Source organism: Flavobacterium silvaticum (assembly GCF_012911565.1).
Taxonomy (GTDB): Bacteria; Bacteroidota; Bacteroidia; order Flavobacteriales; family Flavobacteriaceae; genus Flavobacterium; species Flavobacterium silvaticum.
This window is the reverse complement of sequence record NZ_JAAMPU010000103.1, coordinates 26,859-48,904: the sequence shown is the minus strand read 5'-3', so window position 1 is coordinate 48,904 and position 22,046 is coordinate 26,859. Positions and strand designations below refer to the sequence as shown.

Annotated in this window: 21 protein-coding genes and 1 tRNA gene; 6 read left to right on the top strand and 16 right to left on the bottom strand. The window is 43.8% G+C overall.

All coding sequences use genetic code 11. From position 1 onward, the window contains the following. Positions 1 to 51: 51 nt before the first annotated feature. The 6 genes from G6047_RS07285 to G6047_RS07260 form a co-directional block, all read right to left on the bottom strand. Complete coding sequence (locus G6047_RS07285) at positions 52 to 864, bottom strand: T9SS type A sorting domain-containing protein (protein ID WP_169526862.1); 813 nt, start codon at positions 862 to 864, stop codon at positions 52 to 54. 27 nt (positions 865 to 891) lie between these two features. Continuing rightward, positions 892 to 1,401 (bottom strand): DUF6265 family protein, encoded by a 510-nt coding sequence (locus G6047_RS07280; RefSeq protein WP_169526860.1) that lies wholly within the window; start codon positions 1,399 to 1,401, stop codon positions 892 to 894. Positions 1,402 to 1,407: 6 nt separating this feature from the next. Then, complete coding sequence (gloA2, locus tag G6047_RS07275) at positions 1,408 to 1,800, bottom strand: SMU1112c/YaeR family gloxylase I-like metalloprotein (RefSeq protein WP_169526858.1); 393 nt, start codon at positions 1,798 to 1,800, stop codon at positions 1,408 to 1,410. Continuing rightward, a complete protein-coding gene (locus G6047_RS07270) occupies positions 1,797 to 2,228 on the bottom strand; it encodes a GNAT family N-acetyltransferase (protein WP_169526856.1) in 432 nt (143 codons plus the stop codon). The genes gloA2 and G6047_RS07270 overlap by 4 nt, the downstream gene beginning before the upstream one ends. Position 2,229: 1 nt before the next feature. Continuing rightward, on the bottom strand, positions 2,230 to 2,721 hold the full coding sequence (locus tag G6047_RS07265) for an SRPBCC family protein (RefSeq protein ID WP_169526854.1): 492 nt from the start codon (positions 2,719 to 2,721) through the stop codon (positions 2,230 to 2,232). A 288-nt stretch (positions 2,722 to 3,009) separates the two neighbouring features. Continuing rightward, complete coding sequence (locus G6047_RS07260; protein ID WP_169526852.1) at positions 3,010 to 3,546, bottom strand: ExbD/TolR family protein; 537 nt, start codon at positions 3,544 to 3,546, stop codon at positions 3,010 to 3,012. A 220-nt stretch (positions 3,547 to 3,766) separates the two neighbouring features. Here G6047_RS07260 and prfA point away from each other — a divergent pair, with 220 nt between their 5' ends. The 3 genes from prfA to pyrF all read left to right on the top strand — a co-directional run bounded on the left by prfA (position 3,767) and on the right by pyrF (position 6,560). Then, entirely contained in the window at positions 3,767 to 4,843 is a 1,077-nt protein-coding gene (gene prfA, locus G6047_RS07255; RefSeq protein WP_169526850.1) for a peptide chain release factor 1, read from the top strand. 121 nt (positions 4,844 to 4,964) lie between these two features. Further along, positions 4,965 to 5,684 (top strand): hypothetical protein, encoded by a 720-nt coding sequence (locus G6047_RS07250; RefSeq protein ID WP_169526848.1) that lies wholly within the window; start codon positions 4,965 to 4,967, stop codon positions 5,682 to 5,684. A 60-nt stretch (positions 5,685 to 5,744) separates the two neighbouring features. Continuing rightward, the gene (gene pyrF, locus G6047_RS07245) at positions 5,745 to 6,560 is read left to right on the top strand and encodes an orotidine-5'-phosphate decarboxylase (RefSeq protein WP_169526846.1); all 816 of its coding nucleotides are present in this window, start codon (positions 5,745 to 5,747) and stop codon (positions 6,558 to 6,560) included. Here pyrF and G6047_RS07240 read toward each other — a convergent pair. Next, positions 6,557 to 7,645 carry a lipase family protein gene (locus G6047_RS07240; RefSeq protein WP_169526845.1) on the bottom strand — a complete coding sequence of 363 codons (1,089 nt, stop codon included), beginning with the start codon at positions 7,643 to 7,645 and terminating at the stop codon, positions 6,557 to 6,559. The genes pyrF and G6047_RS07240 overlap by 4 nt on opposite strands. Before the next feature lie 90 nt (positions 7,646 to 7,735). After that, positions 7,736 to 8,920: a DUF4932 domain-containing protein gene (locus G6047_RS07235; protein WP_169526844.1), complete on the bottom strand. Its 1,185-nt coding sequence runs from the start codon at positions 8,918 to 8,920 to the stop codon at positions 7,736 to 7,738. Positions 8,921 to 9,042: 122 nt separating this feature from the next. Here G6047_RS07235 and G6047_RS07230 point away from each other — a divergent pair, with 122 nt between their 5' ends. Next, a complete protein-coding gene (locus G6047_RS07230) occupies positions 9,043 to 9,843 on the top strand; it encodes an ABC transporter substrate-binding protein (protein WP_169526843.1) in 801 nt (266 codons plus the stop codon). A 46-nt stretch (positions 9,844 to 9,889) separates the two neighbouring features. Here G6047_RS07230 and G6047_RS07225 read toward each other — a convergent pair whose 3' ends face one another. The 7 genes from G6047_RS07225 to G6047_RS07195 form a co-directional block, all read right to left on the bottom strand. Continuing rightward, positions 9,890 to 10,471, bottom strand: a complete 582-nt coding sequence (locus G6047_RS07225) for a hypothetical protein (RefSeq protein ID WP_169526842.1) — start codon at positions 10,469 to 10,471, stop codon at positions 9,890 to 9,892. Between the two features lie 18 nt (positions 10,472 to 10,489). Further along, positions 10,490 to 11,962, bottom strand: coding sequence for a DUF3570 domain-containing protein (locus G6047_RS07220; RefSeq protein WP_169526840.1), 1,473 nt, complete (start codon positions 11,960 to 11,962; stop codon positions 10,490 to 10,492). Then, positions 11,953 to 12,138, bottom strand: coding sequence for a DUF4266 domain-containing protein (locus G6047_RS07215; protein ID WP_169527103.1), 186 nt, complete (start codon positions 12,136 to 12,138; stop codon positions 11,953 to 11,955). The genes G6047_RS07220 and G6047_RS07215 overlap by 10 nt, the downstream gene beginning before the upstream one ends. Positions 12,139 to 12,158: 20 nt before the next feature. After that, positions 12,159 to 13,145 (bottom strand): FAD:protein FMN transferase, encoded by a 987-nt coding sequence (locus G6047_RS07210; protein ID WP_211165400.1) that lies wholly within the window; start codon positions 13,143 to 13,145, stop codon positions 12,159 to 12,161. Continuing rightward, positions 13,142 to 13,585: a thioredoxin family protein gene (locus G6047_RS07205; RefSeq protein ID WP_169526838.1), complete on the bottom strand. Its 444-nt coding sequence runs from the start codon at positions 13,583 to 13,585 to the stop codon at positions 13,142 to 13,144. The genes G6047_RS07210 and G6047_RS07205 overlap by 4 nt, the downstream gene beginning before the upstream one ends. Before the next feature lie 94 nt (positions 13,586 to 13,679). After that, complete coding sequence (locus G6047_RS07200; RefSeq protein ID WP_169526836.1) at positions 13,680 to 14,996, bottom strand: HTTM domain-containing protein; 1,317 nt, start codon at positions 14,994 to 14,996, stop codon at positions 13,680 to 13,682. Between the two features lie 206 nt (positions 14,997 to 15,202). Then, the gene (locus G6047_RS07195; protein ID WP_169526834.1) at positions 15,203 to 15,928 is read right to left on the bottom strand and encodes a DUF4197 domain-containing protein; all 726 of its coding nucleotides are present in this window, start codon (positions 15,926 to 15,928) and stop codon (positions 15,203 to 15,205) included. 363 nt (positions 15,929 to 16,291) lie between these two features. Between G6047_RS07195 and G6047_RS07190 the strand changes: the two genes are divergently transcribed. Both G6047_RS07190 and G6047_RS07185 read left to right on the top strand, forming a co-directional pair. Next, entirely contained in the window at positions 16,292 to 17,386 is a 1,095-nt protein-coding gene (locus G6047_RS07190) for a helix-turn-helix domain-containing protein (RefSeq protein WP_169526833.1), read from the top strand. Between the two features lie 633 nt (positions 17,387 to 18,019). Continuing rightward, positions 18,020 to 21,439, top strand: a complete 3,420-nt coding sequence (locus G6047_RS07185) for a methylmalonyl-CoA mutase family protein (RefSeq protein WP_169526831.1) — start codon at positions 18,020 to 18,022, stop codon at positions 21,437 to 21,439. A gap of 336 nt (positions 21,440 to 21,775) precedes the next feature. Here the strand turns inward: G6047_RS07185 and G6047_RS07180 are convergent. After that, positions 21,776 to 21,850, bottom strand: a tRNA-Val gene (locus tag G6047_RS07180). Positions 21,851 to 22,046: the final 196 nt, after the last annotated feature.

Genomic DNA, 22,046 nt, shown 5'->3' with positions numbered 1-22,046 from the left:
TTCAGGTTTGGCCGGCAAATAAAATACAATCGTGTATGCGTTATTTACGGCCTATTCAACCACTATTTTTGCAGCACATGTAACACTGAAATCATCAAGTAACTTAATAAAATATATTCCGCTATTCAGGCTGCCGCGATCAAATGGAACAGTACCGCCACTAATGCCCGTCGTCTTCCTTACGCATTGTCCAAGTGCATTGTAAACTTCCAATGAAGCATCTTTGACAGGATATCTTAACATAATAAAAGATTGTTGCCTGACCGGATTCGGAACCAATTCCATGGTATTACCCATATGTGAAGGCAACGATAATAAAGGTTGTATATTAAAGTTATCGATTCCGCCACTACCTAAAATATCATCAGAAACGGCATAAACCCGGAACGTAAAAAAATAGCTCGGCAGCGTTGCTGTAAAAACATATTGATGCGTTTGCCAGTTTGCGTCATGATGATAAAACGGAACGGTCTGGCTTACATCTGTAACTCCCTGGATAATGTGCCATTGTGCATATCCGAGAAGCGGGTCGTCTATATAATAGCCTCCTATAAAATCAAACGTAAGTACATAAGTAGTCCCTATTGTGAATCCGGTCACGAATTGTCCGATACCTTCACCCTGGGAAGTTCCTATGCCAAGGCCACCCCCATATTTATCTCCGTCAGATGCCGCTACGACAGTAAAAGGGCAAACATCTAACTCATACTTTTCAAGACCGCTGCTTGTGGTACTGTTTTGTGTCCATCCGTAAGGAGCCTGATCTACACTGCAAGGAATATCCCAGTTTTCGAGAGATCCATTCGTAAAATTCTGAGCCAGACATTGCAGACCTGATAAAAGTAAAAACAAACTCTTTTTCATCTCTATGAAAAAACTGATTCTATGTATTTAGTGAACTTTACCGAATTTGAAATACTGCACTTTATCGCCTTTCATAGTCGAAATCTTTGCCACCAATGAATCCGGAATTGGGTTTTGATAAATAATCCTCGCCGGAAAATCATGCATCGGATTTTCAAACCGCAGTTCGTCTTTGCGTGAAAGGCTCAATTTGAATTCTACAGGCTTTTCATCGTTCTGTCCTTCGACCGATACTACATAGAACAAGTCGCCTTTGCGTTGTTCAAGCAACATGGATTCGCTGAAAACCGTATCCTTGTTTTCAATGGCAACGGAATATCCTTTGAAAACCGAATCGTTTACCTTTTCCCAGTTTTCAATCAGCGGGCCTTTTTCCATTTGGTTTTCCCACCGGCCAATAAGCCAGGCAGCACGATCTATGAGTTTGGTTTGAGGTTTGGCTTCCGGGATTGCGGTTTCTTCTTTTTTCTTCTGGCAGTTTTGGAACGACAAACAAACGATTGTGGCAAACATGCCATATATAAAATAGTTTTTCATATTTTTCTATTGTGCCGATTCGTAAAATTCGATTGGTAAACCGTCCGGGTCGAAGATAAAGAAAAATCGCTTGTTGGTGAATTCGTCGATTCGGATCGGTTCGGCCTGCACCTCGTTTTCGACCAATTCTTCATAGGCAGATTGAATATCGGTTACAGAAAAAGCGATATGGCGCAAACCGGACGCTTCCGGACGCGAAACCCGTTTGGGCGGATCTGGGAATGAAAACAATTCGATACTATACGAGCCGTTGAGCGACAGATCGAGTTTGTAAGAAGCCCGTTCTTCGCGATACACTTCCGCCATGACCTCAAAACCGATTATGTCGGTGTAAAAGGATTTGGACTTTTGGTAATCGGAACAAATAATCGCCACGTGGTGTATGCCTTGGATTTTCATATAGGTAAAGTGAACTTTTTATGCGAATGTACAAAGCCTTCGCGTTCATAGAACCTGTGTGCGGCTTCTCTTTTGAAACTTGACGTCACTTCAAGTTGTTCGATTTTCATTTTACGTGCAATGGGAATCAAATTTTCGATAAGCAACTTCCCTATTCCGAGGCTTCTGGCATTTTCTGAAACAACCAATTCCTGGATTTCGCCAATCAAACCGGAATGATGCAATAAGTATTGGGCGTGGCAACTTAAAAAGCCCACTGCTTCGGAATCGAGGAACGCCAATAGATAAATGATTTGCGGATTACCAAGATTGCGATTGAAGATATCCAATTGTCGGTTTTTGTCCATCACTTGATTTTCAAGCAGATTGATCAGATTATAAACGATTTCAAAATCATCTGAAGCCACTTTTCGTATTGAAATTTCCATGTCAGTTGTTGAGTAAAAGACCGAATCGTTCGTCCTTATTGCGTAAATCGATGCCGCCTTCATAAACCGATTTCAAATTGAACAGGTAAAAACTCCAGCCGTCATGGCAACCCAGGCGGATATTCTTTTTCGAAACATCGTCTGCCGGGATATTGCTTTGGGTCAATTCAACGATCGTTTGCCCGTGTTCGCGATGGAATTTGACTTCAACGATGCAATCTCCGGCGAAGGTGAACGAAACGATGTCCGGTTCATCGGCCGCAAGGATTTTTCCTTTTTCGATCTCGGGATAGACAAACCATTTCCATTCGTAATCGCTTCCTGAAACAACATTTTCTGTAGATTCCAAAACCTTACCATCATTGGAAAAGAGACATTTTTCAAGAAACCATTTTTCGACTTCGGTAGATTGCGTCCAGGCAGCGAATAAGGTTTTTACAGGAACGTCGATTGCGATTTTAAGGGTAAAACGTGTCCAGTCGAAGTTTTGCATTTTCAGGATTTTTGGAAGGGTGATTGTGTTGATTCTTGCAGGGTTTTATAAACCGCAAAGGTTTCGGAAACCTGCAGGGTTTATAAAACCCGCAAGGTTTATTAAACCTGGAAGGTCTAAAATAAAGAAACCCAGAGAATATCCGTTACATTTTTTTACACTTCGTCCCATACAGTTCGGCTACACTTCGGGTCTGAAATCTTCTCATCCAATCAACAATTCCGACACTGGAAAGTTCATAAAAAAGGCGAACCTGAATTCGCCTCCCAACATAAAACATAGTATCTGTCATGGCACCTGCGCCAGCAACTTTTTCTCATCGGACATCAAATCTGTAATAGCATAAGTATCTACATCAGATATAGCCATTTCATCAAGTACATTGACCAAGTCTTCATACTTTGATTTTTCGGCAGGTTTTATCAGGACTATAAGTCCTTTTTCGGGAGTGCCTTTCGCCGATGAATAGGCGAATACTTCCTTTTTCCGTTTCGTGATTTCTTTACGTAGCTCGCGGCTGTCAGCCAGAGAGATTTCCATTGGCTTTTCATTGGCGAACTGTCCCATGTATGCTTTAAGTCTGTTGTGGTTATCGATTAGCAATGTCAATGTCCGATTCGGATCAATTGGAGATGAAACACCTTTATTATCCGGCATCACCAAATCCATAGCTCTTGGTTCTGTAAGCGATGTCGTCAGCATAAAGAAGGTAATGAGCAGAAAAGCCAGATCGACCATTGCGGTCAAATCGACTCTTGAAGTAAGTTTACGGCTTCTTATTTTTTTGGAATTGCCGTCGGCGGGAGTATTGTTTAATTCAGCCATGACTTAATTTATTGATTATTTTTATTTATTCGCTGCGCTTCATACAGTTCGGCTGCGCCTCGGGTGATATTGTTTATACGAAAACGATTTAATCCGAAGAATTATTGCTCTAAAGAAACTATTCCAAATGGGTTATCCGACTGATTTAAAAACCGATAGCACACTCATTTCCCATTGCCTTTTTATTCGTATTTTTGCATCCTGAAATCGAGAAAAGATTATGTTAGACAGACTTCAATACGTGAAACAACGCTTCGACGAGATATCGGACTTGATCATCCAACCAGATGTTATCGCCGACCAAAAGCGTTACGTGCAACTCAACAAAGAATACAAAGACCTCAAAGCGCTCGTCGAAAAGCGTGAAGAGCTCATAAATATTACCGGAAATATCGAGGAGGCCAAAGAAATCATTTCAGATGGTTCCGATGCCGAAATGACCGAAATGGCCAAACTTCAATTAGAAGAAGCCCAATCGCGCCTGCCGGAACTCGAAGACGAAATCAAGTTCATGCTCATCCCGAAAGATCCGGAAGATGCCAAGAACGTCATGGTCGAGATCCGCGCCGGAACCGGTGGAGACGAAGCGTCTATTTTTGCAGGTGACCTTTTCCGTATGTACACCAAATACTGCGAAGGCCGCGGCTGGAGAACATCCGTAGTGGATTTGAACGAAGGAACTTCCGGCGGATTCAAGGAAGTGATTTTCGAAGTAACCGGAGAAGACGTTTACGGAACCCTCAAATTCGAAGCCGGCGTTCATCGTGTGCAACGCGTTCCCCAGACCGAAACACAAGGCCGTGTCCACACCTCAGCGGCAACCGTAATGGTCTTGCCGGAAGCCGAGGAATTCGACGTCCAGATCGACATGAACGATGTCCGCATCGACTTTTTCTGTTCATCAGGCCCTGGCGGACAATCGGTAAACACGACAAAATCGGCGGTTCGTCTGACGCACATTCCAACGGGTTTGGTCGCTCAGTGCCAGGATGAAAAGTCACAGCACAAGAACAAAGACAAGGCTTTCACCGTACTCCGTTCGCGTCTGTACGAACAGGAACTGGCCAAAAAGCAGGAGGAAGATGCGGCGAAACGTTCGTCACAGGTTTCTTCCGGCGATCGTTCTGCTAAAATCCGTACATATAATTATCCGCAAGGCCGTGTCACGGACCACAGAATCGGCCTCACACTGTACGATTTGGACAACGTAATGAACGGTGCCATCCAGAAAGTCATCGAGGAATTGCAGTTGGTTAACAATACGGAAAAACTCAAAGAAGCGAGCGAGGTTATTTAAGGCTTACAAGCAATAAGAAAAACCGGGGCTTCATGTCTCGGTTTTTTTATTTGAAGCTCACCCAGTCATGATGTGTGGTTTGCTGAAACAGCTATATTTACCACCTACATCACACTAGGTAATGAAAACAATAACTGTAGTATTCTTCGTTTTGATATGCATCTCTACATCGGCACAAAGCCTGAATGGGAAGTGGTTTATGATCAATCGCAGTGGGCTTATTGAATTCACGATTTCCAACGACAGCGCCAAAAGTTGTAAACTTACACCTGAACTTGTCCAAAAGCCCCAATCGGAACAGAAATATGCCATTGAAAAAATCGTAGCTCTCAGCGATCGAACACTGGTTATCAGAAAACCAGAAAAGAAACCGGAATTATTTTCGGCATCGGTAATCATCGATATCAATCAGCCTAAATACTTCCAAACGGCATGGAACGTTCGCGACACTACCTTTGCAAACATCGATGAATTGGTAGCTTTCCATAAAAAAGACATTCGTAAACTTTTTGGCTATTACGCGTTTTCTGAAGATTATTTGAGGAAAGTGCAGCAATTAAAGCAACTTCCGGATATGACATTAGAAGAATTCCGCCAGTTTATAATTACATACAAAGAAAAACTTCAGGCCGTTTCTGCCGATGCCGAAAAATATGCGAGCTATCTCTCCGGTTTTTCCCTTAACATGCAGATTATTTCCCAGTCGCTACTGGATATTGGGTTCAACCCTATCCAAAATTCAGGATCAGTTGACATTATCTTCGAAAAATATATGGACGACCCGTCATTGCAGGATCTGATTCCGCAATCCGGCAGGAAGAAATCGCGAAAACCCCGTTGACTGCAATTATACATTTTTAATCATTCATTATTAATTATTTTTGCGTCACAAACACGACTCATGACCACCGAATTCCTTATTTCCGAAATCCGCCGCAAAAACTCCTTCCTCTGCGTCGGCCTCGATCCTGATTTAAACAAAATACCCAAACATTTACTGGCTGAAGAAGACCCGATTTTCGTCTTCAACAAAGCCATCATCGATGCGACCCACGATTTGATGGTTGCCTGTAAACCGAACATCGCATTCTACGAAGCCTACGGAATTCCGGGTTGGCGGTCGCTTGAAAAAACCATCAATTACCTCAACGAAAACTATCCTGAGATTTTCACGATTGCCGATGCCAAACGCGGCGACATTGGAAACACGTCGGCCATGTACGCCAAGGCTTTCCTCAACGATATGAAGTTCGATTCGATTACGGTTGCGCCCTATATGGGCAAAGATTCTGTCGAGCCTTTCCTGGCTTTTGAAGATAAGCATACCATTCTTTTGGCGCTCACTTCAAACGAAGGCGCTTTTGATTTCCAGACCAAAGATTTGGATGGGAAAGAGTTATACAAACAAGTCATAGAAACCTCAAAAACCTACAAAAATGCCGAAAACCTCATGTACGTAGTAGGTGCAACCAAAGCCGAATATTTTGAAGGCATCCGACGAATCATCCCAGACAGTTTCCTGCTCGTTCCCGGTGTCGGTGCGCAAGGTGGAAGTTTGTCAGAAGTCTGCAAATACGGAATGAACGAAAATGTCGGTCTTCTAATCAACTCGACGCGGGCTGTAATCTATGCATCGGCAGAAAAAGATTTCGCAGAAGCAGCCAGACGTGAAGCCCTGTCGGTACAAACGGAAATGGCCGGAATCCTTTCGCGTTAAAGTTTCAGTTTTTCGGTAAGGTAAGAATACGGAAGTATGCCGTGATGGACGAAAAGCGTGCTGTCATTATCCGGGAATTTCTTGTAATATTCTTCATCCGGATTTAAAATTACGGGTGTTCCGCAACGCGAATAATCGGTTGATTCGTAATAATTCTTAGGAGGTTCGAAGCCTTTGAGGTTTTTTGAAACCATCCTGGAAGCGACTCTTCCCAAAAACAACTTGTACTTTTTGAGTGCCTTTTTATTGTTCCGCGTCAATTGTTTATACAGATAAGACATGATGATGTTATTCGGAAACGGTGCTTCCTTGATCATTTTGTCGGCTAACTTAAACGGATTCGTCGTGCTGAAATCCTGGACGTTCTGAACCGTGACGGGAACTTCAGGCACCCAATCTGCGGGATTCACGACCGTTTGCGACCATCCGAACTGGGTCGAAGCCTCATAATCGTACGCAAAAAATAAATTCCCCGGTTTTGGGGCCGCACTGCAATAGGTCTTGAACCGTATATCTTTTGGAAGTTTGCCGATACGCTGGTAATACTTAAGCTGGGCCGTCACGAAATAGGCGATTCCCGCGCCCTGGCTGTGTCCGAAAATGATAAAATCCTTCCTGTTTTTACTGTATCTGTCATGAATCTTCCGGACAATATCAGGTAACAGGAAACAAGCCGATACCGCCCAGCCTATATGAACCGCGGCCTGCGGATGATCGGCGAAATGATAATCGAAAGACGTACTGTCATTGAGTTTCATGGTTCCTATGGCCGGTACCATGGCGCAGTAGAAATTCGCCATCCAAGAAATCTGGTCGCCCGTGGAACCGCGAATGGAAATTACGGTCTGTGAAGGTGTTTCATACATTTCCCAGCTGTTCATAAAACCGACTTCTTCCGAACGGTATTTACGCCCTTTCTTTTTGTACGTACGGCTTTCGGGTATTTGTTTGTAGTATGTGCTATCTCCCCATCTGGCATAAGCCCGCAACAATTGAAGATATTCGAACTGGTCGAAACCCGGTTTAAGTTCCTGAGCCTGGCTACCTAAAGAGATCAGGAGCAGCACCAGCAAAAATTTCTTCATCGATAGCTTTTTAGTTACCTAAAGATAGTATTATTGATGAAATTTGCAAGTGTTTGTAATATCATAAAACCTGACAGAATCTGGCGCTTTTCAATGTAATTGTTGGATAATTTCCGCAACTTTCTGTCCATAAGTCTTATTTGGAAACTCATTGGTATACCAGAAATCAAGTTTTTCCATGATTTGGGGCAGATAGATGAATGACCGGTTTTCCACATTGTCCTGCAAAATGGACTTTGCCTTTGTCTCATCTCCCAAAAGCCTTGCGATCATGACTTCATTGGCACGGTCGAAATGTTCGTAAAGGCAGATTTTCCATTGATTATATCCTTGCGCGGACATACTATTCTTTATCGGGTCGAACATATAGGCTTTGGAATCAATGATTTTTTGGTCAACTTTATCTATTGCCGGATTCACGAAAGGGTGCCCGAATTCATGGATACAAATAGTCCGAAGCGACAAACGGTTATTGAATCCCAAATCCAACTTACCCAGGTTATTGATTTCTTCCGGTATATCAAAACTGCCAAAAATATTCCCGATGCTGTCATCTGTACCCACAGCAAATCCGGAACTGAAAGGCATGGTCAGGCTCGGATATAGTCTGTAATGACCAACACTTTTGTCAAACAGATGCTCCATTTTTTCAATGAAATTTTCGGGGGGAATATTTTGGGTCACTTCCTTCTCCATCTCATCATAATACGGTTTGTATTTTTTGAGATATCGGTCAAATGAAATTTCTGTATATAGATTATTCAGGGCAGTTACGAACTTCTGTGCGCCTTCTATTGAGGAAAAACGATCCATGGATTTGGTTTCGGCAGAAACCGTAGCGTTCGGAAAATCATCAAGGCCAAGCACAAAGTTGGAATAATGCAGGTAGAAATCCTTATCGAAATACGATTTGATGATGGCAAGGTTCGCCGAACCTGAAAACGATTTGAACTCATTGGCGATTTTGAGGTTCAGTGCATAAAGATCTTTAACCCTGACCGGCTTTTCGTCAATCACGAAAGTCTGGTCGGAATTGAAATCGTCGTAACTGAGTAAAAGATTGCTCAGCAGCAGAAGCTCTATGTTTGAATTGTAGCCGACGTGAATCTTTTTGGATTGGTTTTTTGGCAGATTTGTGGCAGATTCGCGACTTCCTTCGCATTGATTTAATGTAAATTTGTGCCGATTGATATGGGAAGATGGAACAGATGGCGATTGATGATTCTGAATGGTTCCGGTGCAAAACAGAAAAACGGCGATGAATAAAGATGTCATTTTTGATTCGATTGATTTTCCGGAAAGACGCTTCGGAACCTGAAAGCGCTGCATGAAAAAATCAAAGTAAACCGATTCCGTTATTTCAAAAGACTCACGAGATTCAAATACAACACATTATAATGCCAATAACTTTTACAGACCAACTCGGCACTTTGCATTCGTTTGAACAAAACCCAAAACGGATTGTATCTCTTGTTCCTTCACAAACGGAATTGCTGTATGACCTCGGTCTGGAAGAAAACATCGTGGGTATCACCAAATTCTGTGTGCATCCGTATCATTTCAAATCGACCAAGAAGATAATCGGCGGAACCAAAAAAGTACACATCGAAAAAATCAGGCTGCTCGAACCTGACATCATCATTGCGAACAAAGAAGAAAATACAGAGGAAATCGTAAACTCGTTAAGCGAAATCTGCCCCGTTTGGGTCACCGATGTACGTGATATCGCCATGAATTCCCAAATGATTTCAGACTTTGGCGAATTGTTCAATTGCCGCACGGAATCCAAAAAAATCCTTGACAAACTTACTTTTACGTTAGCCGATTTTAACCGTTTCATGACTGGTAAGCCTTGGAGAAAATCAGCCTATTTCATCTGGAAAGATCCGTATATGGCGGCTGGCGGAGACAATTTCATCAATGAGATGATGCGGCTCAACCATTTTACGAATATCTATGAAGACCGCGGCCGTTACCCGGAAGTCATCGTTCCGAAATTGCGAATACAGGGCGATCCGGAACTGATCTTTTTATCATCTGAACCTTATCCGTTCAAAGATGAAGATGCGTTTGAAATAGGTCGGTCGACACATCACGCCAAAACCATTTTTGTAGACGGCGAAATGTTTTCTTGGTACGGATCGCGATTGCTTAAAGCCCTTCCGTACTTCCGTCAGCTCCAGGAAAAACTCGCATAAAAAAACCGCCGGATTTTGGCGGTTTTGGTGATTTCAATATTTTGTGTTACTGACGTTGAAAAATATAGCGAGTCGTTGTACCTCCAACGGTTACTTCATAATAGAAACGGGTATTGTTGTCTGTGAAATGAATCGGAAGATTTTGGGTGCTTCCATTTTGCTCCAACGTGTAAGCCGCGCCAGTATTTACCCAATTTCCGATTTGGGTTTCGGTCAGGACGCAAACACCGCCACCTGTACCGCCATCATCGGTTCCGTCATCTTCTCCATCATCTGAACCTTCGTCATCTGAACCTTCGTCGTCAGAACCTTCATCATCAGATTCCTCGTCGTCTGATTCTTCATCATCCGAATCCTCATCATCGTCGTCATCCTGTGCAACATTTGCATAACGTCCTGAAGCCGATGAATAGATTTCATGTGAAAACTGATCGCCCCCAAAGATGTACATCTCCATCAAATCACAGCTGCTAACCGCAACTTGCTGGCTATTTTGGGTTACTTCTACAAGTTTCCATGTTCCGATGACAGGATCGGCAGAACCATTGTCGTCGTTGCTGTTACATTGTACCAGGAAAATAGCGCTCAGGAAAACCGAGGCAATTATGGCAAGAACTTTTTTTTGCATGTTATAAAGAATATTTGGTTAGTGAATGAATTTTAAAGCGAGTGTCATGATATCGGCCGATAACCCGTCATTGCGTTCGTAATGCTGGTAGCGTAAATCGATGTTTTTGAGACCAAGATGAGCGATTTTGAACTTCTGGAAAATGTCGGTATACGTAAGCCCGCATCCGAGTTGATGGCTGTCAAAAGACGATAAGTCATAGTCCGATGTGTAGTATTGCTCAAATGAAAAATGACGGTCGGCAGCTGCGAAATAGTCGGATTTCGACTGGGTGTAAAACCGGTACATTGGTGAAAACGTGAACGATTGGCTCAGACGCAACGGCAATTCAACAGATGCCGTATGCGACAAAATTCCCCAATCGTCAAAGTAAAAACGGTAATAGCCACGCAGGATCAGAAAGTCGGTCGCATACCAGTTCATCCGGAGCCCGACCGGCAGTTTGAAACGGGTGTCCGGCAATCGTTCCACATCGTCCGCAAGCCTGTAAACTCCAAGATTCTGGCTGGAATCATAAACCGGGATATACCGGACTTTTCCAATATAATAATTGGCACGATCTGCAAAATAGATACGGTGATACGGCGTAGACAACAAGCCTTGCTGGTATAAGATGTCAACAAAAACCGAGGCTTGTATCTTCTTGGTCAATATTTGGCTAAAGCCGATCGAAAACGAATAAGAATTGCGGTTTTTAGCATCGAACTCTGTGAAATTAATCGGGAAATAATCGCGGTTAGCTTCCCCATTCTGGTCGTAAACGGTGACTCCGTTAAAATAACCGCTGTCGAGGAAGTTGCTTCCGTATGTGGCATATTCGTGGAGTTCAGTCGGATAGATCGGTTTCCATTTATCGAGATAAGCAGATGCATCAAAACTTAGTTCGCTATTCTTTTCATTGAATAACCTGGTGTAGCCGACGCCAAAACCGAACGAGCCGTAATCGTATTCCGTCGAAGCCGAAACATGGGCGCGGTAGACCGAATTCCTGTCGTCCGAACTATGGCTGTAACCCAACCGGCCTGAAACCAAAACGTCTTTGTTCGAAGCCCCGGTAGATTGTATCCACGGACTTCCGTATGGCAACGAGCCGTCCTCCGAACCTTCATAATCGTCGTCGTCATCACGATTCGCAGAATACATTCGACGTGATGCGCCTGTCGGATTCATATTGGTTCCATCGGTAAAAAACGGATTGATGTTTCCTGAAGAAGCAGACGTGTAAGCCGAAAAACCCGCGTTGAAAGTCAACACATCATCATCGTTTAGCGGAACCGAAATGACTATATCAGAAGTCGCATCGGTTAATTCTTCTGTCCCTAAACCGCCACCGACAGCTGAATGCACGCCTTCCTGTTTGTAATAACTGCCGAGCAATTCAACCTCGGTGGTTTCAAGCACACGCTTTTTAAAAACCACGGTAGAATCCTGCTGGCTATTCGCCCCTACAGTAAACAATATCAATAAATAATAAAAATAGTTTAATTGCATCCGCAGCCTCCACCTGTTTTTCCGCCATTAGCACCCGAAGCACCTTCGCGATATACCTGAAAATTGGTTTCATAACGAGCCGAATTCTTGTCGCTTAAAGCCATTTCCGGATCGTTCACATATTGCTTTTCGTATTCCTTTACGGCTGTACAAGAGCAAAAAAGTGCGGTTATCATTCCAAAGAATAGTAGTTTATTCACTTTTTGTTCGGTATTAATTCTACGTTGTCGGATCCGAAAACTTCACCTGTATCTGTCACCATCACACATTTAAGGTCGTGGAATTGGTTGATTAAAAACAATCCGGCTTCTTTTCCCATCACCATAAGTGATGTCGAGAATCCGTTGGCCATTTCCGCGCTCGGGCCAAAAACGGTCACGCTGCTTAGGCCGGTTGCCGGATAACCTGTCTTTGGGTTGATGATGTGGGCATATCGCTTGCCGTCTATCATGGCGAATTTCTCATAACTGCCAGAAGTGGTTACAGCATTGTCACGCAACGGCATGACGGCAAACACCTTATTCTTGTTCAGCGGATTGGTAATCCCGATGGTCCATGGTGTGCCGTCCGGTTGCGTGCCCCACGTATTCATGTCGCCCGATCCGTTGACGATTCCCGCAGGAACGCCTTTCGCCATCATGAGTTCCTTGCATCGGTCTGCGGCATATCCTTCGCCAAGCGCCCCAAACCCGATTTTCATTCCGGGAAGTTTGAGGAATATGGTGGAATGCTGCTCATCCAAAATGATATTCTGATAACCGATTTTCTTAACCGATTCTTTTACGGCTTCGGCAGATGGCAATTTGGTCATGGATCCGTCGAACTTCCAGATTTTTTCGGCGGCCGCAAAGCTGATATCGAAAGCACCATCTGTTATTTTCGAGAAATTCAAGGCCCGTTTGGTCAGTTCGAAAACTTCTTTATCCACCTTGACCGGCTTAATTCCCGCATTTCGATTGACTTCAGAAACCTGGGTGTCGCTTTTCCAATCAGATAACAGGTTCTCTATGCGACTTACCTCCGCGATGCATTCATCAATATATTTTTCTGCCGACAGCGAATCTTTTGCGGATATCGTGATATCGAACCGGCTTCCCATAAGCAAAACCGTACGTTGGCGAACGACCTGTGAAAAGCTGTTTGCCGAACATCCGACAAGAAAAAGAATCAGCAGTTTCCTCATTTTACAAAAGCATGTAATTGGGAAATATACGCCTCTGGCGAAACTTCTTTGTAGGCCGTCTTACCCAAAACCTTTCCTTCTGGGGTCAATATAACGACAAGCGGAAAATTGCCTTCAAGGTTGTATTTATCACACAACCCGGCATTTTGCTGTGTCAATTCGGGAGAAAGCGCATTGGATTTTTTCTTGGGAAAATCGGCTTTTACGAGAATCCAGTTTTCTGAATCGGCTTTGAAAGCCTCGGATTGCCAGATATTCTTATCGAGTTTGATACAAGGGGCACACCAATCCGAACCTGAAAAAACCAACAGGATATTTTTATTTTGCGCTTTAGCTTCTGCAGATGCCGATGCGAAATCGGTACTCCATTGCTGTGAGAACGCACTATCGGCACAAAATCCGACAAGCAAAACCAATAAAAGAAGACGCAGGGAACGCACGGTTGTTTTTATTTAAATCAATTCTAAATTGCGATGCAATACTACGTAAACTACAACTGTCGTGCAAGGGTGATTTAACTATTTTTTTGGAAATTTAATCCGACGTTTCCGGATAGAGCAAAATCCAGTCGCAATGCCCGAAATAATTCCAGTCGGCATGGGCCAGATCCACCTTTCTGTCTATCAACAGACGTGATGGCTGCTTGTTCACCGAGCAAAGTGCATCGACAAAAACCCTGACTTCCGTACCTTGTTTCTGGAATTCTGACTTAATATGCTGTGCCGTCTGCCAAATCATATCCGGATGCCCAAGCATATTTTTGAACTGGCGCGGTGTCAGATGGGCCGTGACATCATACGTAATCGGTTGTCCGGTCTTGGCATCGATTACATGGAAAACGATTGACCCCGTTCGATGACGTAACATCATGCGCCAACTGAGTCTGTGCCCCTCCTCTGTCCACAACACATCGCCTTTTATAAACCAATGACGTATCGGAAGGATAAGCTGGATGATGAAATACGGAAGGAAAAAGTACAGCAGGACGTTTTTGTTGCGGATGGAAATCGGCGGCTCAACATCTGAAACAAACGTCGGCTTCTTCCAAAAGAAAACCCGCCGGATCGATTCGGGCTCAAAAAAGAAAACGGCGAAACTGAGCGCCAGGAATGGAAAGATGCCGATTTTGAGCGTGAAGAAATTGAACGTATGGAAGAGAATCGAGGCCAAAAGTGCCAGCAATCTTGTCCGTCGGAACAAAAACATCGGGATTACGATGAGGTCGAACAACATTCCGGTCCACGCGATAAATACATGGAACCAGTGATCGGCGAAAAAGGAAAGCCCGGGCACATGTGAATACCGCGTCAAGACGATGGCGACATAACTTCCGTTGAGCCAACCCGGATATAATTTGGCGACCGATGCGAAAAAATATACGATTGCCATTTGCAAGATCATGACCCAACCGCACCAGGCAGGCATCGACAGGCTTTTAATTTTTGGATTTCGGGCATCGAGTGAAGCATAAGCGTTTGCCGGCATGAACAGCAACAATAATCCGATTAGTATCAGCAGGTAAAAATGGTTGTTGTAAACCGTCTTCTGCATAAAGTAAATACCGGACCAGAGAAACGTGAGCACGAAAATCGAAAATCGGTATCGGAAACCTATCGCCACGCACAAAGCCGAAATCCCCATGACGGCGAAATACCAGTTCATCCCGTTTCCGGGCAACGGCTGCAGCCACTCCATACCGATGTGGGAAAACGTGAATTCTGGCGAGGTAAGATTGCGTCGGATCCAGCCGTTCTGTAAATAACAGAACGATTGCCACGCCATGAGAATCCCGAAGCAAATGCGGAAAAGCACCAGGGCGGAATTATCGATACGTTTTTGAAAGAATGACATTGGGCCGAATCTGCCGGTAAAAGTATGAAGCAGACCGAACATTTCTAAAATAAAATTGCCGGCCCTGTTCCAAGCCGGCAATTTTTTCAACTAACCCAAACCAAATGAGAAAACCAGTTATTTCTCGGTGCAAATATCCGGCAACACAAAAGGGTTTAGGTTAAGCAGAGGTTACTATATTGTTTATTTTACCATTATTTTTATTGTTACTTTTTACTGTCCTGAAGTGCGAAAACTTTGCGCAACAAATCTGTCGATCTTGAATTCAGGTTGGTTCGGATGTCCTTTTCCTCCACGGCGATCATGGTAAAAACGCCTTCGAGCGCTTTGTTCGTGACATAATCATTGATGTCGGGATTTATTTTGGAAACCAACGGAAGCTTGTTGTATTGCTTGATGATGTTCGCCCAGATTTTATCGGCTCCTACTTTCCCAATCGAGTTTTTGACCACCGGATTGAACCTGGAATACAACTGTTGGGTCGTGGTATTCTGAAGATACTTTGTAGCCGAATCATCGCTTCCCATCAAGATATTTTTAGCGTCGGTGAACGTCATGTTTTTCACAGCCGATACAAAAACCGGAGTCGCTTCTTTGACTGCATCTTCGGCGGCGCGGTTGAGCGATTTGATGCCTTCGTCCGCCAGATTTCCCATTCCGACGCTCCTGAGAGCTTTGTCTACTTTTTTCAAATCTTCCGGGAACAGGATTTTTACAGCTTGGTTTTTATAGAAACCGTCTGTGGCCGTGAGCTTGGAGACTTGTTTGTCGATTCCTTTATCGAGCGCTTCTTTGAGGCCGGAAGCAATATCGAGGCCGTTGGTACTTTGGGTTGTTCCGGAAACCGCGTCTTTGGCTTTATTGATAAGCCCGTCGAGCTGGGCCACCGAAAATAACGGAACAAAAAGAAATGGGAGAAGGATTTTTTTCATGGGGTTATTTTTTCCGAAAATACGGCAAAGCACAAATGGATTCCAATAACTATATATTAAAATTATGATTTGAGATTGGGGACGATGATGTTTCATGTGCAAATCATTTGTAATCAAATTCTTATATAGAAACGATATAAACATCTTGGAATCAGTCAAAAAATAATTATAGATTCTGAAAATGAAAAAGAATTCCCATTAGATTTGCCGCTGCCAATCAATAGTTTATAAATCAGCGGAATTATCGAAAAAATTGACATCATACTTGAATTCGGGTCATTTGTACTTTCAGTCGTTGTAGGTTGTGTACTTTTATGGGCTAACAAAGACGGCAAACTCAGCACACGTTTATTGGCCTGCCTGATGTTTGTCCTTTCTGTAAACCTGCTCAACGGCTGTTTGCTGTATTCGCGATTCTATCTGGATTTTCCGCGTTACCACAAATTCCTGCTTCCATTTACGTTGCTTATTACGCCTTTCGCGTGGCTTTACATAAGATCTGTCGTAAAAAACGATTTAAGGTTCAACTACCGCGATTTGTGGATTTTTGCAGCGCCTTTACTTACGGCGATTGACCTGATACCGTATTATACGGCGCCTCTGGCACAAAAAAGAGCCTATCTGCTTCAATTGTACGGAAATACAGATTTCATCAACAGATTCAACGAAGGCATGCTTCCGTCCTATGTTTTTCCATTCCTCAGAGTCATTTGGTCGGCCGTTTTTGTGATTATGAGTTACAGATTGATCTGGCGCTTCAAAAAATCACTTCCCGATTCCGCCATAGCTACAAACAGGGAATTGATAAAATGGCTGCTGCTCATCAATACGGTCATTTGTGCCATTCTGGTATCGGCTCTGGTGTTGGCGGTTCTGGCGCCTTATAAAATCGGGCATATTTCCATAGTCGATTTCTGCACGGGCTTTTTTGTGATTCTGGTTTGCATCCAATTATTCATAAGACCTCAGTTACTTTATGGAGCATTTATTCCGCAATCTGCTTTTACTATTCCAAATGACGAATCAGAAGTAAGGGAAACGCTTAGTTCTACATCTGAAACAGAAATAACACCGTCACTTATCGGGCTTACGGTATTGGGAGTGGATTACGACTGCAGGAAAAAAGTAGAAGAGCTTTTCAATACCAATCAGCCCTTTCTCCATATAGATTATTCGCTCCAGCAAATGGTGACCGATACCAATATTCCAAGGTATGTCCTTTCGGCCTTTATCAACCAGGAATACGGAATGGGTTTCAGGGAATTCCTCAACCGGTATCGTGTTGATTATTTCAAGGAACATATAGACGACATTGGCTGGAAGAACCTTACGCTCGAAGCCATTGCCAAAGAATGTGGTTTCGGCAGCCGATCCACATTCATCAAATCCTTTAAGAACATTACGGGACAAAAGCCGAGCGAATACCTCAAAGCCCGCAATATTTCTGTGCCACACTGATCTTATTTTAGATTGGCAACCATGTCTTTTGACGTTGCATTCGGTTTGCAATCCTGTTTATCACTGCACTACAAGATGATTTCACATGAGTATTTACGACAAAAAACTTTCGTAAAAATTTGCAATTCAACAACTTACAAATCACTACAAATGAAACGACGTTTTGAAACATCCGATTCGTCGAACCATTGACACTTTTATATCGATATAGCGATCTTCGACCAGCGTTACCAAAACAGATATAGCAGCATCAGAAAAAATCCTTTCATAAGGAGAAAATAAGGGAATGTGGAAATTTGCCGTCTGCCACTGAGGAATGTCAGGCGGCTCCACTCCCATTACTATGAGTGAATAAATCGCTGTTTGTCATTTGACCCTGAAACAAGGATGGCCGCCGAGACATTGGCCATGACAGCGATTTTTATTGATCCCAACTATCTTCACAAAGAAAGAAAAACCATCTTCAAAAAATAAAAAGCAGTCTTTATTTAATTTATTTTGGGGTTGCGGAGTTCGGGGGGACGTCCGCAACCCCCTTTTTTTAATTGATAATCATTCATTGTTAATTCTAAATGCCCAATCTAATTTATCGTTTTCGTAAATTGCACCCCAAATTCTCCCATCCTCTTAAAAATGGAACAAGCAAAACCATATATTCCTGTCAATAAAGTAAGAATTGTCACTGCAGCCGCACTTTTTGACGGACACGATGCCGCTATCAATATCATGCGTCGGATCATCCAGTCCACTGGTGTCGAAGTCATTCATTTGGGACACGACAGAAGCGTCGAAGAAGTAGTGAACACGGCCATCCAGGAAGATGCAAATGCCATCGCGATGACATCCTACCAAGGCGGGCACAATGAGTATTTCAAGTATATGTTTGATTTGCTCAAGGAAAAAGGTGCCGGACATATCCGGATTTTCGGAGGCGGAGGCGGTGTGATTTTACCAAGTGAAATTTCGGAGCTTCACGAATACGGGATTGAAAGGATTTATTCGCCAGATGACGGACGCGCCCTGGGCTTGCAGGGCATGATAAATGATTTGGTGAAACGTGCCGATTATCCGGTTGGGGATTCATTGAACGGCGAAGCAAAGCATCTGACGGAAAAGAATGACAAATCCATCGCCCGCGTCATTTCATCGGCAGAAAATTTCCCGGAAATCGCAGCTCCGACCATGGATGCAATCCGCAAGGAAAACGAAACGTCGACCATTCCTGTTCTGGGAATTACCGGAACAGGCGGTGCTGGAAAATCGTCTCTCGTAGATGAATTGGTCAGAAGGTTCCTGATCGACTTCCCAGAGAAAACCATCGGTCTGATTTCTGTAGATCCGTCAAAAAGAAAAACCGGAGGCGCTTTATTGGGCGACAGAATCCGGATGAACGCCATCAACAACCCACGGGTTTATATGCGTTCACTGGCCACACGTCAGTCGAATCTTGCCCTATCAAAATATGTCGCCGATGCCATAGACGTACTCAAAGCCGCAAAATACGACCTTATCATTCTTGAAACTTCTGGAATTGGGCAATCGGATACGGAAATCATGGATCATTCCGATGTTTCATTGTATGTGATGACACCCGAATTCGGGGCCGCGACCCAACTCGAGAAAATCGATATGCTTGATTTCGCCGATCTCGTCGCCATCAACAAATTCGATAAACGCGGCGCACTCGATGCCTTGCGTGACGTCAAGAAACAATACCAGCGTAACCATAATTTGTGGGATGCCGACGTAAATACGTTGCCGGTTTTCGGGACAATCGCTTCCCAATTCAATGATCCGGGAATGAATTCGCTTTACAAGGCCGTGATGGATAAAGTCCACGAAAAAACAAAATCGGGGCTTGAATCTTCGTTTGCGATTTCTAAGGAAATGAGCGAAAAGATTTATGTAATCCCGCCGAACCGGACGCGTTATCTGTCCGAAATATCAGAGAATAACCGAAAATATGACACAACCGCAACCGCCCAGCAAAAAGTCGCCCAGACGCTTTACGGTATTTTCAAGACGATTGAATCGGTTGCCGGACAAGAAATTTCAATAAACAAGTTCGGTCTTGACTCCGACCCAATAAAAAATAACAATAAAGAGTTAATCAATCTGCTTTTAGCAGAATTCGACCGCGTCAAATTAAACCTCGATCCATACAACTGGGAAATCATCCTGGGCTGGAACGAAAAGGTCAACAAATACAAACATCCGGTCTATTCATTCAAAGTCCGCGACAAGGAAATCAAGATCGCGACCCATACCGAATCGTTGTCGCATACCCAGATTGCAAAAGTGGCCTTGCCGAAATACGAAGCCTGGGGCGATATCTTAAAATGGAACCTTCAGGAGAATGTTCCAGGTGAATTCCCGTTTGCGTCCGGTTTGTATCCTTTCAAGCGCGAAGGCGAAGATCCGTCACGTATGTTTGCGGGTGAAGGCGGGCCGGAACGAACGAACAAGCGCTTCCATTATGTCTCGAAAGGAATGCCTGCGAAACGATTGTCGACCGCTTTTGATTCGGTCACTTTATATGGAAACGACCCGCATTTGCGTCCGGATATTTATGGCAAAATCGGGAATGCCGGTGTTTCGATCTGTTGCCTTGACGATGCCAAGAAATTGTATTCGGGTTTTGATTTATCGCATCCGCTGACTTCGGTTTCGATGACGATAAACGGGCCGGCGCCTATGCTGCTTGCTTTTTTCATGAACGCGGCCATCGATCAGAATTGCGAGAAATATATCCGTGAACATAACCTGACGGATACGGTCGAAAACAAAATTTCCGAAATCTACAAGCTCAAAGGAACCGAACGTCAGCGCTATCAGGGCGAATTGCCTGAAGGGAACGATGGTCTCGGCCTTATGCTTCTGGGTGTTACGGGCGATGAAGTGCTGCCGGCAGATGTGTATCAGCAAATCAAGACCAAAACGCTGACCCAGGTTCGCGGAACGGTCCAGGCCGATATATTAAAAGAAGACCAGGCGCAGAATACCTGTATTTTTTCTACGGAATTTGCCTTGCGGATGATGGGTGACGTCCAGGAATATTTTATCGAAAAGAACGTCCGGAACTTTTATTCAGTCTCTATTTCCGGTTATCATATCGCAGAAGCGGGCGCTAATCCAATCACTCAATTGGCATTTACTCTTGCCAACGGATTTACCTACGTGGAATATTACCTCAGTCGTGGCATGAATATCAATGATTTCGGGCCGAACCTGTCGTTCTTCTTTTCGAACGGAATCGATCCGGAATATGCCGTAATCGGCCGGGTGGCGCGAAAAATCTGGGCCAAGGCGATGAAGAACAAATACGGGGCGAACGAACGTGCACAAATGCTCAAATATCATATCCAGACTTCGGGCCGGTCGTTGCATGCACAGGAAATCGACTTCAACGACATCCGGACGACGCTCCAGGCTTTGTATGCGATCTATGACAATTGCAATTCACTTCATACCAATGCGTATGACGAAGCCATCACAACCCCGACAGAAGAATCGGTGCGTCGTGCCATGGCGATCCAGCTTATCATCAACAAAGAACTCGGCCTTGCCAAAAATGAAAACCCGATACAGGGATCGTTCATCATAGAAGAACTGACGGATCTTGTCGAAGAAGCGGTACTTCAGGAATTCGACCGATTGACCGAACGCGGAGGTGTTCTGGGCGCTATGGAAACCATGTACCAACGCTCGAAAATCCAGGAAGAATCGTTGTATTACGAAACGTTGAAGCACAATGGTGATTTCCCTATTATCGGCGTTAACACCTTCCTGAGTTCCAAAGGTTCACCAACCGTGATTCCGGCAGAAGTGATCCGTGCGACCGAAGAAGAAAAGCAATACCAAATCCATATGCTCGAACAGCTTCATGCCGCCAACAAAGGCAAAGAAGACGAATTGCTCGAGGCGTGCCAGGAAGCTGCAATCCACAACCGCAATATTTTTGAACAACTCATGGAAACAGCTAAGGTTTGTTCGTTGGGACAGATTACGGAGGCGTTATTTGAAGTTGGCGGGCAATATCGACGGAATATGTAAAAGTTTTTCAGATTCTAATATTACAATGGCCTCAGCGATATTAACGCTGGGGCTTTTTTATTTCTTTAAACAAGCAAGAAAATGAGTTATAATCATCTGGAAAATTTAACATTATGTACATTTTTTCTGTACCAATATTTCCGCCGGTTTGTGTAGGGACACATCCGCCCCTTCCCTGAAGGTAAAATACATTTTTCTAGGCACATGCAATTACATGAAAAATGCCTCAATTGTTAAATCTGATAAAACGAACCTAAGACCTGCTTTCCCGCAATAAAAAAATGCAAAGCCAACATTGAAGCGGCTTTGCATTCGATAACTCTCAAACGGAGTTTGTGGTCGATACTGGGTTCGAACCAGTGACCCCCACGTTGTCGACGTGGTGCTCTGAACCAGCTGAGCTAATCGACCTGAGCGGATGCAAAAATACACCGCTATTTGCAATGTGCAAGCATTTGGACAAATTTATTTACAGTAACTTTTATTTCATTCTGATTAAACTCGTGCTCCTCTTTTAGCATATCCCAAAACCAACGAATTTATCAAACTGACTGTTTCATTACATGATTTTCAGGTTCAAGAACATTTTCCGAAAAAACCATAGGTT